12 protein-coding genes and 1 pseudogene are annotated in these 12,736 nt (G+C 69.5%); 8 read left to right on the forward strand and 5 right to left on the reverse strand.

Annotated features, from left to right (window positions below; genetic code table 11):
- Window positions 1-182 precede the first annotated feature (182 nt).
- Window positions 183-362, forward strand: a pseudogene (locus tag E1294_RS33565) (TetR/AcrR family transcriptional regulator); the annotation flags it as partial.
- Between the two features lie 47 nt (window positions 363-409).
- Here the strand turns inward: E1294_RS33565 and E1294_RS33570 are convergent.
- Window positions 410-682: an SDR family NAD(P)-dependent oxidoreductase gene (locus tag E1294_RS33570; protein WP_132514993.1), complete on the reverse strand. Its 273-nt coding sequence runs from the start codon at window positions 680-682 to the stop codon at window positions 410-412.
- Window positions 683-995: 313 nt separating this feature from the next.
- Between E1294_RS33570 and galE the strand changes: the two genes are divergently transcribed.
- Window positions 996-1,973, forward strand: coding sequence for a UDP-glucose 4-epimerase GalE (gene galE / locus E1294_RS33575; protein WP_132514994.1), 978 nt, complete (start codon window positions 996-998; stop codon window positions 1,971-1,973).
- Between the two features lie 169 nt (window positions 1,974-2,142).
- On the opposite strand, the gene E1294_RS33580 is transcribed toward galE, so the two are convergent.
- Complete coding sequence (locus tag E1294_RS33580) at window positions 2,143-3,015, reverse strand: hypothetical protein (RefSeq protein WP_132514995.1); 873 nt, start codon at window positions 3,013-3,015, stop codon at window positions 2,143-2,145.
- 663 nt (window positions 3,016-3,678) lie between these two features.
- Between E1294_RS33580 and sucC the strand changes: the two genes are divergently transcribed.
- The 3 genes from sucC (at window position 3,679) to E1294_RS33595 (ending at window position 7,761) form a co-directional block, all read left to right on the forward strand.
- Window positions 3,679-4,860, forward strand: coding sequence for an ADP-forming succinate--CoA ligase subunit beta (gene sucC, locus E1294_RS33585; RefSeq protein WP_132515004.1), 1,182 nt, complete (start codon window positions 3,679-3,681; stop codon window positions 4,858-4,860).
- Between the two features lie 3 nt (window positions 4,861-4,863).
- Complete coding sequence (sucD, locus tag E1294_RS33590; protein WP_132514996.1) at window positions 4,864-5,739, forward strand: succinate--CoA ligase subunit alpha; 876 nt, start codon at window positions 4,864-4,866, stop codon at window positions 5,737-5,739.
- A gap of 387 nt (window positions 5,740-6,126) precedes the next feature.
- A complete protein-coding gene (locus E1294_RS33595; RefSeq protein ID WP_132514997.1) occupies window positions 6,127-7,761 on the forward strand; it encodes a cell division protein PerM in 1,635 nt (544 codons plus the stop codon).
- Between the two features lie 170 nt (window positions 7,762-7,931).
- Here E1294_RS33595 and E1294_RS33600 read toward each other — a convergent pair whose 3' ends face one another.
- Window positions 7,932-8,351, reverse strand: a complete 420-nt coding sequence (locus tag E1294_RS33600) for a hypothetical protein (RefSeq protein WP_246083473.1) — start codon at window positions 8,349-8,351, stop codon at window positions 7,932-7,934.
- 76 nt (window positions 8,352-8,427) lie between these two features.
- Here E1294_RS33600 and purN point away from each other — a divergent pair, with 76 nt between their 5' ends.
- The 3 genes from purN to E1294_RS53165 all read left to right on the forward strand — a co-directional run bounded on the left by purN (window position 8,428) and on the right by E1294_RS53165 (window position 10,911).
- Complete coding sequence (gene purN / locus E1294_RS33605; protein WP_220448071.1) at window positions 8,428-9,057, forward strand: phosphoribosylglycinamide formyltransferase; 630 nt, start codon at window positions 8,428-8,430, stop codon at window positions 9,055-9,057.
- Window positions 9,054-10,595 carry a bifunctional phosphoribosylaminoimidazolecarboxamide formyltransferase/IMP cyclohydrolase gene (gene purH / locus E1294_RS33610; RefSeq protein ID WP_132514999.1) on the forward strand — a complete coding sequence of 514 codons (1,542 nt, stop codon included), beginning with the start codon at window positions 9,054-9,056 and terminating at the stop codon, window positions 10,593-10,595. The genes purN and purH overlap by 4 nt, the downstream gene beginning before the upstream one ends.
- A gap of 139 nt (window positions 10,596-10,734) precedes the next feature.
- Window positions 10,735-10,911: a hypothetical protein gene (locus E1294_RS53165; RefSeq protein WP_165977611.1), complete on the forward strand. Its 177-nt coding sequence runs from the start codon at window positions 10,735-10,737 to the stop codon at window positions 10,909-10,911.
- 457 nt (window positions 10,912-11,368) lie between these two features.
- On the opposite strand, the gene E1294_RS33615 is transcribed toward E1294_RS53165, so the two are convergent.
- On the reverse strand, window positions 11,369-12,271 hold the full coding sequence (locus E1294_RS33615; RefSeq protein WP_132515000.1) for an ROK family protein: 903 nt from the start codon (window positions 12,269-12,271) through the stop codon (window positions 11,369-11,371).
- Window positions 12,271-12,594: a hypothetical protein gene (locus E1294_RS33620; protein WP_132515001.1), complete on the reverse strand. Its 324-nt coding sequence runs from the start codon at window positions 12,592-12,594 to the stop codon at window positions 12,271-12,273. The genes E1294_RS33615 and E1294_RS33620 overlap by 1 nt, the downstream gene beginning before the upstream one ends.
- Between the last annotated feature and the right edge of the window lie 142 nt (window positions 12,595-12,736).

Consider the following 12,736-nt stretch of genomic DNA (forward strand, 5'->3'; position numbering starts at 1 on the left):
GGTCATCCTGGACGCCCCGTCAGCCGTCTCGCAGAGCGGCCCGGCCGGACGCCATGGTGTCAACGGCGGACCGTGATGGGGGCCGGCCGGATGCCATGGCGTAGAGACCAGACCGTTTCGCGGCTTGAGATCTCGACCGTCGCACCTCAGTACCGATCGGTACGGCGGAGTAGGATCGCGACATGGGTGGTTCCCGGAGCGCGCTCATCGGCCGGCCCAGAGGGTTCGACGCCGACGAGGCGCTGGAGTGCGCCCTGCGGGTGTTCTGGGAGCGGGGATACGAGGGGGCGAGCCTCGCCGATCTGACCGGCGCCATGGGCATCACCAAGACGAGCATGTACGCGGCATTCGGCAACAAGGAGCAGCTGTTCCGCAAAGCCCTGGATCGTTACACCGAGGGGCCGGCGTCCTACGTGTCGCGCGCCCTGGAGGAGCCGACGTCCAGGCCCTTGTCGCGCTCGCGCACCGCGTCGTACAGGCGGTCGAGGGCGTCGAAGTCGGAGATGTCGCCGGCGATCCCGGTGGCGGATCCGATGGTCTCGACGGCGGCGGCCAGGTCGCGTTCGCGCCGGCCGGTGATGAAGACGTGTGCGCCCTCCACGGCGAAACGCCTCGACACGGCGAGGCCGATCCCGCTGCTTCCGCCGGTGACGATCGCGGTCTTGTTCGCCAGCTGCCCCATGTGTGACCTCCCTGTTTTTCAGTACCGATCGGTACCGAAACTGGACTCTATCAATCATGTACCAAGCGGTACAGAAAGGGTGGTGGCGGTGCGGGACCGGCCGGTCACCACGGAACACGGCCCACGGGGCGCGCCGTAGCGGCGGCGCGCCACTGAAGGGTCAGAGAGCGTTGCCCTGGAAGGTCCCCAGCCGACGTGCGGTGGGTGGGCCTCGCGTTGGCGGAGCCGTAAGGGATGGGGGTCATCACGGCGGGGGAAGGGCCGTAAAGGGTGGGAGTCCTGAAGCGCGTACGGGCGAGGCTAAGGTGCTGGGATGCGTGTTTTGATTACCGGTGGGGCGGGTTATATCGGCAGCACGGTCGCGTCAGCGTGCCTGGATGCCGGGATCACACCCGTGATTCTGGACAGCCTTGTGACGGGGCGGAGGGAGTTCGCCGAAGGGCGGGTGTTCTATGAGGGGGATATCGGCGATGGCTCACTGATCGACAAGATATTCGCCGAAAATCCGGATATTGAGGCTGTCGTCCACTGCGCTGCGCTCATCGTGGTGCCGGACTCCGTGGCCGACCCCATCGGCTACTATCGCGCGAACGTCGCCAGGAGCCTCGATCTCGTCGACCACCTGCTCCGCAACGGCTGCGAGCGGATGATTTTCAGCTCCTCCGCGTCGATCTACCAGGCCGGCGCGGACCACACCGTGGACGAGGACTCGCCGCTCGCCCCTCAGAGCCCGTACGCGCAGACCAAGGCGGTGTGCGAGGCGATGTTCGCCGACATCGCGGCCAGTCGCCCGATCAGGATCCTGTCCCTGCGCTACTTCAACCCGGTCGGCGCCGACCCGCAGATGCGCACCGGCCTGCAACTGCGCCGTCCCAGCCACGCCCTGGGCAAGATGATCGAGGCGTACGAGGACGGCGTGCCCTTCCAGGTCACCGGCACCGGCTACCCGACGCGAGACGGTACCGGCATCCGCGACTACGTGCACGTCTGGGATCTGGCGACCGCGCACGTTGCGGCCCTGCGCAGGTTCGACGCGCTGGACACCGACGTGATCAACCTGGGCACCGGCGCGGGCACCACGGTCCGCGAGCTGGCCCAGGCGTTCAACCGGGTCGTGGACCGTCCGATCGAGGTCGTCGAGGCCCCCGCCCGCCCCGGCGACGTGCCCGGCGCCTACACCCGCAGCGACCGGGCCCGCCGCCTGCTGGACTGGCAGGCCCGCCACTCCCTCGACGAGGGCATCAGGCACTCTCTCGAATGGGCGGCCCTCCGGGAGACCAGACTGGGCTGAGCCCGGCCGCCCCTCTCCCGCGCGGCCGCGCCCAACCCATCCGGCCGCGACTATCCCCCCGGCCGCGTCTATCCCGTCCGGTCTCGTCTATCCCGTCCGGTTGTGCCCTTCCCGCCCGGTACGCGCCTCTCCCGTCCGGGGGGTGGGAGAGGCGCGGACGGTCACCAGGTCAGCCGGTGACGGCGTAAGCGCCGAGGGGGATCTCGGTCAGGCTGGTGATGTCGTCCTGGCCGTCCTCGAACGAGGTCGCGACATCCTTCGCCGGCGGCGCCTTGATCGACACGGCCTTGCCCCAGCCGGTGTATCTCGTGTCCACGCTCACGGTGCCCTCATCGCCGGTGCCGTTCACCAGGGTCGAGAACGTCGTCACGAGGCGCGTCGGCAGGCCGGCCGCGTTCACGGTGAGCCTCCACTTGATCGGGCTCTTCAGCGCCTTGGCGTTCGGGGCGCCGAGCGACCCGGCGCGCAGCCAGGGCGAGACCTTCCACAGGGCGCCCAGCTTGATCGTGCCCGTGTAGCCGTGGCTGGTGGCCTTGGCGCCCTTGAGCAGGGTCTTGAGCGTGGAGTATTCGCCGAGGTTGACGGGCTGGCCGAACGTGCCGGTGACGCCGCCGGCCGGGCCCTTGGGCGCCTTGAACCAGGTCTTGCCCTCGGGCAGCAGGGTCGCCCACATGTTGCCGGAGAGGTAGGACGTGGTGCCGACCCTGATCGTGCGCTCAGGCTTGGCCACTGCCTTGAGGATCTCACCGAACTCGCTGTCCGGCACGTCGCCCAGGTCCCTGGACGTGATGTTGAGCTTGCCGGTGATGTCGGAGGCGGCGATGCCCGTCTTGCTGAACTGCAGGGTGCCGCTGCGCCGGAGGAACACCTCGCGCTTGCCGTCCTGGGACACCGTCGTGCGCTCGGTGAAGCTCACCCCCTTGCCGGGGGTCATCCGCTTCTTGACGGCCACCACGGGGTCCTTGGGGGCGGCCATCGCCGGGGTGGCGGTCACCAGTGCGGCGGTCGTGGCTAACGCCACGCCGGTCAGGATTCGCTTCATGCGGATTTCCTTCGTCGAAGTTCTGGTGGTGGGGTCAAGGCAGAAGTGCGGCCTTGTGGAGCGGCTCGGCGGAGTCGGCCATTACGGAATGCCGCCGAGCGAGTTCAGCGCGTAGATCGGGTCTTCCTCAAGGAACCCGCGTGTCCCCGTGAGCGCGGCCGTGGTCACCGCCAGGCCCAACGACAAATCAGTTCATACGAGTTTCCTCTGGTTCCAAAAGGAAGAGGAGGAGATTCTGCCAATTGAAGATCACGACCGTATATCGAGAACTAGGGCGTATGCCGTCGAATCGGTGCAAAATGCGTGCAGGTGTCGTCGTGGAGAAGTGAGATCACCGTCACATAGCGCGAGAACCCCCACCCGATGACCTGGTCAGGTCAAGCTTCGGGCTAGGCTTCACTGGCGGAAACGCCGGGCACGCACCCTGAGCGTAGGAGCTCGCCGTGAGAGAGCGAGGCACGATGCCACCGAACGGCGAAGCGGACGCGACCGTAAGTGCAGGTGCCCGGGCCGTCGAACATCAGTCGGACAAGCGTCGAACATTCAGTCGGATAAGCAAGGAGCGAACCCGACGCAGCGAGCGGAGTGGAGGGCCGGCGAAGAAGGCACTCCACGGAGCGAGTGAGGAGGGTGAGCGACAAATGGGAAGAGGACGGACCCCTCGTGGACCTGTTCGAACATCAGGCGAAGGAACTCTTCGCTGACTACGGCATCCCGGTGCCACGCGGCATCGTCGCCCACACCGTGGAGGAGGTGCGGTCGGCGGCCGAGGAGCTGACAGGCCGCGTTGTTGTCAAGGCTCAGGTCAAGACCGGTGGCCGTGGCAAGGCCGGCGGCGTGAAGGTGGCGGCCGACGTCACCGACGCCGTCGAGAAGGCCACCGCCATCCTCGGCATGGACATCAAGGGCCACACGGTCCACAAAGTGCTCGTTGAGGAGGCCAGCGCGATCGCGGAGGAGTATTACTTCTCCTTCCTGCTCGACCGCGCCAACCGTACATTCCTCGCGATCTGCTCCGCCGCCGGCGGCATGGACATCGAAGAGGTCGCCCACACCGCGCCGGAGAAGGTCGCCAAGGTGCCGCTCTCGGCGCTGACCGGCATCGACCGCGCCAAGGCCCGCGAGATCGCGGTGGCCGGCGGCCTGCCGGACAAGGCGCTCGACGGCGCCGCCGAGCTCATCGAGAAGCTGTGGTGCTGCTTCGTCGACGAAGACGCCACGCTCGTCGAGGTCAACCCGATGATCCTGTCGGCCGACGGCCAGGTGAAGGCCCTCGACGGCAAGGTCACCCTCGACGACAACGCCGCGTTCCGCCAGCCCGACCACGAGGCGCTCGCCGACAAGGCGGCCGAGGACCCGCTCGAGGCCAAGGCCAAGGAGAAGGACCTCAACTACGTCAAGCTCGACGGCGACGTCGGCATCATCGGCAACGGCGCGGGCCTGGTCATGTCCACGCTCGACGTGGTGGCCTACGCGGGCGAGCAGGTCCCCGGCAAGCCGTCTCCCGCGAACTTCCTCGACATCGGCGGCGGCGCCTCGGCCGAGGTCATGGCCGCGGGCCTGGAGATCATCCTTTCCGACCCGAACGTCAAGTCGATCTTCGTGAACGTCTTCGGCGGCATCACCGCCTGCGACGCCGTCGCCAACGGCATCGTCGCGGCGTTCAAGCTGCTGGAAGGCCGTGGCGAGGCAGTGACCCACCCGCTGGTGGTCCGTCTCGACGGCAACAACGCCCAGCTCGGGCGGCAGATCCTGGCCGACGCCGCGCTCTCGCGGGTCGAGCTGGTAGACACGATGGACGACGCGGCCAAGCGGGCCGCCGAGCTCGCTGCGGCAGGTGTGTGACCCATGGCCATCTGGTTGACTGAGAACAGCAAGATCATCGTTCAGGGCATGACGGGCGGCGAGGGCACCAAGCACACCCGCCGCATGCTCGCCTCCGGCGCCCGCGTGGTCGGCGGCGTCAACGCCCGCAAGGCCGGCACCACGCACGAGGGCCTGCCCGTGTTCGGGACGGTCAAGGAGGCGATGGAGCAGACCGGCGCCGACGTGTCGGTCGTGTTCGTGCCTCCGGCGTTCACCAAGGACGCGGTCAAGGAGGCCGTCGACGCCGAGATGCCGCTCTGCGTGGTGATCACCGAGGGCGTGCCGGTGCACGACTCGACCGAGTTCTGGGCCTATGCGGTGGCCAAGGGCAACAAGACCCGCATCATCGGCCCCAACTGCCCGGGCATCGCCTCTCCCGGCGCCTCCAACGCCGGCATCATCCCCGCCGACATCACCACCGCCGGCCGCATCGGCCTGGTCTCGAAGTCCGGCACGCTGACCTACCAGCTGATGTACGAGCTTCGCGACTTCGGCTTCTCCACCGCCGTGGGCATCGGCGGCGACCCGGTCATCGGCACCACGCACATCGACGCGCTCCAGGCGTTCCAGGAAGACCCCGCCACCGACGCGATCGTGATGATCGGCGAGATCGGCGGCGACGCCGAGGAGCGGGCCGCCGCCTACATCGAGCAGCACGTCAGCAAGCCGGTCGTGGCCTACGTCGCGGGCTTCACCGCTCCAGAGGGCAAGACGATGGGCCACGCGGGCGCCATCGTGTCCGGCTCTGCCGGCACCGCCCAGGCGAAGAAGGAGGCCCTGGAGAAGGTCGGCGTCCGCGTCGGCAAGACCCCCTCCGAGACGGCCCGCCTGATGCGCGAGATCATGCAGGCTCGCTGAGCGCCTGACAACCCCGCACGGCCTCCCGTGCGGGGTTTCTCGTCTCCCTCCCCGAGCGCCCATCCTGTACGCGCCCCCATTCCCTGCGTACGACCCTGGGGCCGGTCAGGGGTCCGCTGCCCGGCTGCGATCACGGGCCACGCGCCGGCCACGGAACACGGCCGGCGAGGCGTCGTGGCGGCGGCGCGCCACTGACCGGCTCAGCAAGCGTCTCCCTGGACTGACCCCAGCCCCGGTCGGCGGTTGGGGCGACCACGGCAGCGCCGTAAAGGATGAAAAGGGGAAAGCTTCGCGCGGCGCGACAGCGCGGGATCGGCGGCCACAAAGTAGGGGCGGGCGGCGCGTCAACCAAGCGCTGGTCGGGAAAGCTTGAGAAAATCGCCTACTGTGACGGCGATTCTCGACCAGCTACGTGCCGCCCCCCGGTCGGTGCTCGGCCGACTGCCCGGGGTCTCGAGCGACGACGACGAGACCAGGCGGCCGCTGCCCGTGTCGGGGATGCTGGCGGCCGCCGCCACGCTCGGCGTCGGGCTGGCGGCGCTCACCACGCTCACGCTGGTCGGCTGGATCGCCGCGCCGCGCGGCACGCTCGAAGCCGGGCTGCCGGGGGTGTTCCGTACGGCGGCGCAGCTCTGGCTGGCCGCGCACCACGCCGGGTTCGCGATCCCCGGCGGGCGGGTCGGCCTGCTGCCGCTGGGGCTGATGCTGCTGCCCGCCGTGCTGCTCTACCGCGCGGCGCGATGGATGGCCCGTGACGCCGACCTGCGGCTGCGCCTGCCCGCCCGGCTGCCGAAGAACAGCCCCAAGGCGCAGGCGGGGGCCCGGCGGCGGGCCCAGCTGGTGCTGGTGGTGCAGGCGGGGGTGTCGCTGGCGGCCCCGTACGCGCTGCTCGCCGGGCTGATCGCGCTCGTCGCGCGCAACGAGATCACGCAGCCGTTCCTCGGCGAGACGCTGTTCAGCCACTTCGTGCTGGCCTTCCTGGCGGGCTCGCTGGCCACGGCGCGGATGATCGGGCCATGGCGGGTCATGTTGCGGCTGCTGCCCGAGCGGGTGCGCGCGCTGACCGTCGGCACGGCCGTCGCCACTGCGGTGCTGCTCGTGGCCGGGCTCGCACTCGTGCTGGTCGCCATCGCACTCAACTTCGGGCAGATCCAGGAGCTGTCCAGCGTGCTCTCGCCCGGGTTCGTGGGCGGGGTGCTGCTGGTGCTGCTGCAACTCCTCTACGCGCTCAACGCCGTCGTCTGGGCCTTCTCCTACATCGCGGGGCCGGGGTTCGCGATCGGCGCCGACACCCTGGTCGCGCCCACCGGGGTGCAGCTCGGCACGGTGCCGAGCCTGCCGCTGCTGGGGGCGCTGCCGGAGAGCGGCACCGTGCCGGCGTGGATGATGGCGGTGATCGCGCTGCCGTTCGCGGCCGGAGCGGTGGCGGGCGTGATGGTGGCCAGGATCTCGCCGTCGCCGTCCTACGAGGCGGCGCCGCTGTGGGGCTTCCTCAGCGGGGTCTCGACAGGCGCCGTGGCGGGGGTGCTGGCGGCGCTGTCCGGCGGGCCCATCGGCGGTGGCAGGCTCGCCACGGTCGGGCCGTCCCCCTGGGAGGTGGCGCTGTCGGTGGCGCTTGAGGTCGGCGTGGCCGCGGGCATCTCCGCCGGCGTGACCAACCTGCTGCTGCTCAACAAACGTGCCCGTACGCCGCTCGACAAGGCTGCCGCCCCCGTGCGCAAGGCCGGGGCCGCGCTGGCCAAGGCGGCGAGCAAGGTGGGGCTGGCCGAGTCCGACCCGCGCCCGCTGCCCGGCCACTGGATGGACGCGACGGAAGCCGACACCCAGGAGATCCCCGTCATCAGGGACGACTGGCAGGACGAGCACGCGTCGGCGGCGGCCGAGACGCTGGCACAGTCCCGCTCGCGCGCGCCGGAGCCGGGGCCGGACGCCCGCCCGCCGCGCAAGGACATCGTCGACGAGTCGGACGACCGCGGCGGCCACGTCATCTACGTCGACCCCTACGCCTGGGACCGCGACTGATCGGGCCCTCCACGCACGCGCAACCCAGCGACCGGACCGGTGCTACACGACCTGCTCGGCTCCGCGCAGGCTCGCCCGGCACCATGCGGGGTGTCGCCCGGGTCGTGCGAGGGCTGAGCGAACCGCAGGGCGTGCCCGGGGCCGTGCAGGGGCCTCGCGGTCCCGGCTGGTCACGGCTGCATGGCGCCGAGCAGTTCGAGCACGTCGGCCGGCAGCTTGCGCTCAGCCGCGTCCCTGAACTGCGTGAAGCACTCACCCTGTGACGACACCGTTCCCGCGCCCTTCATGCACTCCTGGTAGGCGGAGTATTCGTCCATCAGGTAGAGCTGCAGTCCCGTGGACATCGTGGACAGCGCCAGGGCGATCGCAGAGACGGTGATGCCGCCCACGGCGACGCCCGTGGGCTTGCCTTCGCCTTTGAGCAGTGGCAACGCCTTGATGCCGGCCATGAGCGCGAACAACGCCATGACCAGGCCTGCGAGCGGCAACATGAACGTCATGGCCAGCGCTGCGATGGACAACCAGATCGCTCGGCGGCCCGCCGATTCCGCGGGCTGCTGGCCTGCCGGTGCCTTCACCGGTGTCGACACCTGACCTCCTCTGCGTCGCCGGGCGAGGAACAGATACTCTGACAGCCCCACCCTGTTACCTCTTGGGAGAGTGTGCGTGTCTAAGGTTGGGCGGCTCGTCGTCCTCGTCTCCGGCTCTGGAACCAACCTACAGGCCCTGCTGGACGCTTCTGCCGACCCCTCTTACGGTGCTCGCGTGGTGGCGGTCGGCGCCGACAGGGAGGGGATTGAGGGGCTGGTCAGGGCCTCAAAGGCAGGAATCCCGACTTTTGTGGAAAAAGTGGGCGATTATGCGACGCGGACGGAATGGGATGTGGCCATCGCGGCCAGAATTTCCGCGTACGAGCCTGACCTGGTCGTGTCGGCGGGTTTCATGAAAATTCTCGGCAAGCCCACTCTCCAGGCCTTTCCCCTGCTCAACACCCACCCCGCGCTCCTGCCGTCCTTCCCCGGCGCCCACGGCGTGCGCGACGCGCTGGCCCACGGGGTCAAAGTGACCGGCTGCACGGTGATGCTGGCCGACGAGGGCGTCGACACGGGGCCGATCGTCGCCCAGGAAGCGGTGCCCGTGCTCCCGGACGACGACGAGGCCGTCCTGCACGAGCGCATCAAGACCGTCGAGCGCCGTCTGCTCGTCGAGATCGTCGGCCGGATGGCTCGAGAGGGCTGGACGGTCAGCGGACGCAGCGTCCGCATCGGCAACCACACAGGAGGGGAATCCACGTGACTCGCATCGCCATCCGGCGCGCGTTGATCGCTGTATACGACAAGTCCGGTCTCGAAGAGCTGGCCAGAGCCCTCGACGTCGCAGGCGTGGAGATCGTCTCGACCGGTGGCACGGCGGCCGCGATCTCGTCCTTCGGGATCCCGGTGACGAAGGTGGAGCAGCTGACCGGGTTCCCCGAGTGCCTCGACGGACGGGTCAAGACCCTTCACCCGCGCGTGCACGCCGGGCTGCTGGCCGACATCACCAAGCCGCACCACGTGACCCAGCTGGAGGAGCTGGAGATCGACCCGTTCCAGCTCGTGGTCGTCAACCTCTATCCGTTCCAGGAGACGGTGGCCTCGGGGGCGTCCGGCGAGGAGTGCGTCGAGCAGATCGACATCGGCGGGCCCGCCATGATCCGCGGCGCCGCGAAAAACCACAACACCTGCGCGGTCGTGGTCGACCCCGGCTTCTACGGCGACGTGCTCGCCACTGTGGCCGAGGGCGGGTTCACACTGGCCGAGCGCCGGCGCCTGGCCGGCATCGCCTACGCCCACACGGCCTCCTACGACGTGGCCGTGGCCAACTGGTTCGCCGGCACGTACGGCGAGGAGGGTGATTTCCCGTCGTTCACCGGCGGCGCCTACCAGCGCAAGGCCACCCTGCGCTACGGCGAGAACCCGCACCAGGGCGCCGCCCTCTACACAGGCGGCACCGGCGGTCTCGCCAACGCCGAGCAGCTGCACGGCAAGGAGATGTCCTACAACAACTACCTTGACTCCGACGCCGCCTGGCGCGCCGCGTGGGACTTCTCCGAGCCCTGCGTCGCCATCATCAAGCACCAGAACCCCTGCGGCATCGCGGTCGGCTCCGACGTGGCCGGGGCGCACCGCAAGGCGCACGCGTGCGACCCCGTGTCCGCCTACGGCGGCGTGATCGCCGTCAACCGAGAGGTCACGGCCGAGCTGGCCAGGCAGATCGCCGACGTCTTCACCGAGGTCGTCATCGCCCCCTCCTACACCGCCGAGGCGCTGGAGACGTTGCGCGCCAAGAAGAGCCTGCGGCTCCTGGTGTGCCCGCAGGGCCCGTCACGGCGGACGGAGCTGAGTGAGATCGACGGCGGCCTGCTGGTGCAGTCGGTCGACAAGGTGGACGCGCCCGGCGACTCGGCCGCCCAGTGGGAGCTCAAGACCGGCACACCGGCGACGCCCGAGCAGCTGGCCGACCTGGAGTTCGCCTGGCGGGCCTGCCGTTCGGTCAAGTCGAACGCCATCCTGCTCGCCGCCGACGGCGCGACCGTGGGCGTCGGCATGGGCCAGGTCAATCGGGTCGACTCCTGCCGCCTGGCGGTCACCAGGGCGGGCGAGCGCGCCGCCGGCGCGGTCGCGGCCTCCGACGCGTTCTTCCCGTTCCCTGACGGCCCGCAGGTGCTGATCGAGGCGGGCGTGCGGGCGATCGTCGAACCCGGCGGATCCATCCGTGACCAGGAGGTCATCGACGCGGCCGAGAAGGCGGGCATCACCCTCTACTTCACCGGCACGCGCCACTTCTTCCACTGATCACCCCCAACGTCCGCTGATCATCCTCTAAAGGGCGACATAGTCGATCATGTCGCCCTTTAGCCGTTTTGCGGCGGGCATCCCTTGTCTCCGGTTAACCTGATGCCTTCCCCAGTTTGCTCGTTCTCCGGAGTCTCCTTTGCTTGACGCGATCCTGCAGGCCCTCGTCACCGTGAACGGCCTCGCTACCAGCCCCTTCGTCCTCCTGGTGCTCGCCTTCATCGGTGCCTACCTGGGCAGCCGCGTCGTGGAGATCATCCCCTTCACCCGCCGCATCATCGAACGCCGCGAGGCCCGGCTGACCGAGCCCGATTGACCTGCTCCCCGTCCGAGCTGAAGGCCGAGGCCTTCTGCGGACCTTCGGTAAGCTCTGCTCCTCGCCCTAAAGCTGGAGGCCGAGGCTTTCTGCGGACCTTCGGTAGGCCCTGCCACCCGCGGCGCCCCCCAGGTTTCCGCGGGCGATACGAGACGCCGTCCCCGGAGGTCGGTGACGGCGGAGACGGACGAACCCGGCCTGCGACGTGTTCGCCGTGCCGGCATGGTCACGGGTGTTCGTGCCCGGCCTGGTGGCGGGCCGCTGTGTCCGGCCTGGTTGCGGGCGTCCCGCACGTGTCTTTGCCCCGACCGCGCGGAGGTGGCCGACGGTGTGATGGCGACTGGCGGTGTGAGGGCACGGCGGTGTCAGGGCGACCCCCGGTGTGAGGGCACGGCGATGTGAGGGCGACCCCCGGTGTGGGGCGACGGCCGGTGGGGGGTCGGCGCCGCCCGTCGCGCTATGTCGGTGGCGAATGGTCCAGCGCGAGCTTCGCCGCACCCGCCAGAGAGGCCCGGACGCCAAGTACGGAGGGCACGACGCGGACGGCCCGGACGAAGGCGAGGCCCGCGACGTCGTCGAGCGCACGCGCCAAGGGTTCGAACAACACCTTGCCGGCCATCGACACGCCGCCACCGACCACCACCTTCGTGGTTTCGGTCGCGGCCGTCACCGAGGCGATCATCCCCGCCAGCGCCCTGGCCCCACGCTCGAACGCGGCCAGCGCGACCGAGTCGCCCGTCGCCGCCTTCTCGGCCAGAGTGCGGGCGTCGGCCGGCTCGCCTTTCCAGCCGTGACCGACGGCCCAGCGGACCAGGTTGGGGCCACTGGAGTAGCGCTCCACACACCCACGGCCGCCGCACTCGCACCGCTCACCGTTCGGGTCCACGGACATGTGCCCCACATGTCCGGCGTTCCCTGTCGGGCCGAGCAGAGGGGAGCCGTCGATCACCAAGCCGCCGCCGATGCCCGTGGAGACCACGATGCCGAGCAGCGCGTCACTGCCCTGGCCCGCGCCCAGCCAGTGCTCCCCGAGCGCGAAGCACTGCGCGTCGCCCGCCAGCATGGTGGGCAAGCCGGTCAGCTTCCGTACTTCGTCGCGCAGCGGGAACCCTCGCCAACTCGGCATGTTGACCGGGCTCACGGTTCCGGCGGCCAGGTCGATGGGACCCGCGCAACCGATGCCGGCGGCCACGGGCGGCGGACCGCCCGTCTTCACCTCCGAGATGAGAGCCGCCAGCGCGTTCATGACATCCGTACGCGGTGTGGGCCGGGTCGCGGAACGCAGGATCGAACCCGTCTCGTCCACCAGCGCGGCGGCGAGCTTGGTCCCTCCGATGTCAATGGCGAGTACGCAGGTCATCAATGTTTGTGATGGTTGTCGGGCTGGCGAGGATCGCCAGGATGCTCAAAGCCGGGAACGAGCTTCACCTTCTTGGCACGTAGGTCGTCGAGCCATCGCGCGAACGCCTGCCGTTGCGCTGCCTCCAAGAGGTATGGATCTTGGTGCGCTGCACAGGACATCCGATGCGATTGTTGCTCCTCCAGGGCGGATCCTCCCATAAAGCCCTCCGTAGCCGCCTTCGGGGTCATGGTTGCGGCGGTTTCCGGAGGTGACAGTGAGATCGCGTCGGTGGCCAGGTCGGAGATCGGGTCAGGGGCCAAGCCCGGGTGGGTGCGGGTCATGCCTGCGGTCGGTCGCGGGGCCGCGGCTGTAAAGGGACCGGGGACCGATGGTGAGATCGTATTCGAGATCAGACCTGGGGCCGTGCCAAAGGCCAAGTCTGAGGCTGTGACCGGCGGTGTGGTGGGTTCGGGGGATGAAGGT

Origin of the sequence: Nonomuraea diastatica (assembly GCF_004349015.1) — a bacterium.
GTDB classification, from domain to species: domain Bacteria; phylum Actinomycetota; class Actinomycetes; order Streptosporangiales; family Streptosporangiaceae; genus Nonomuraea; species Nonomuraea diastatica.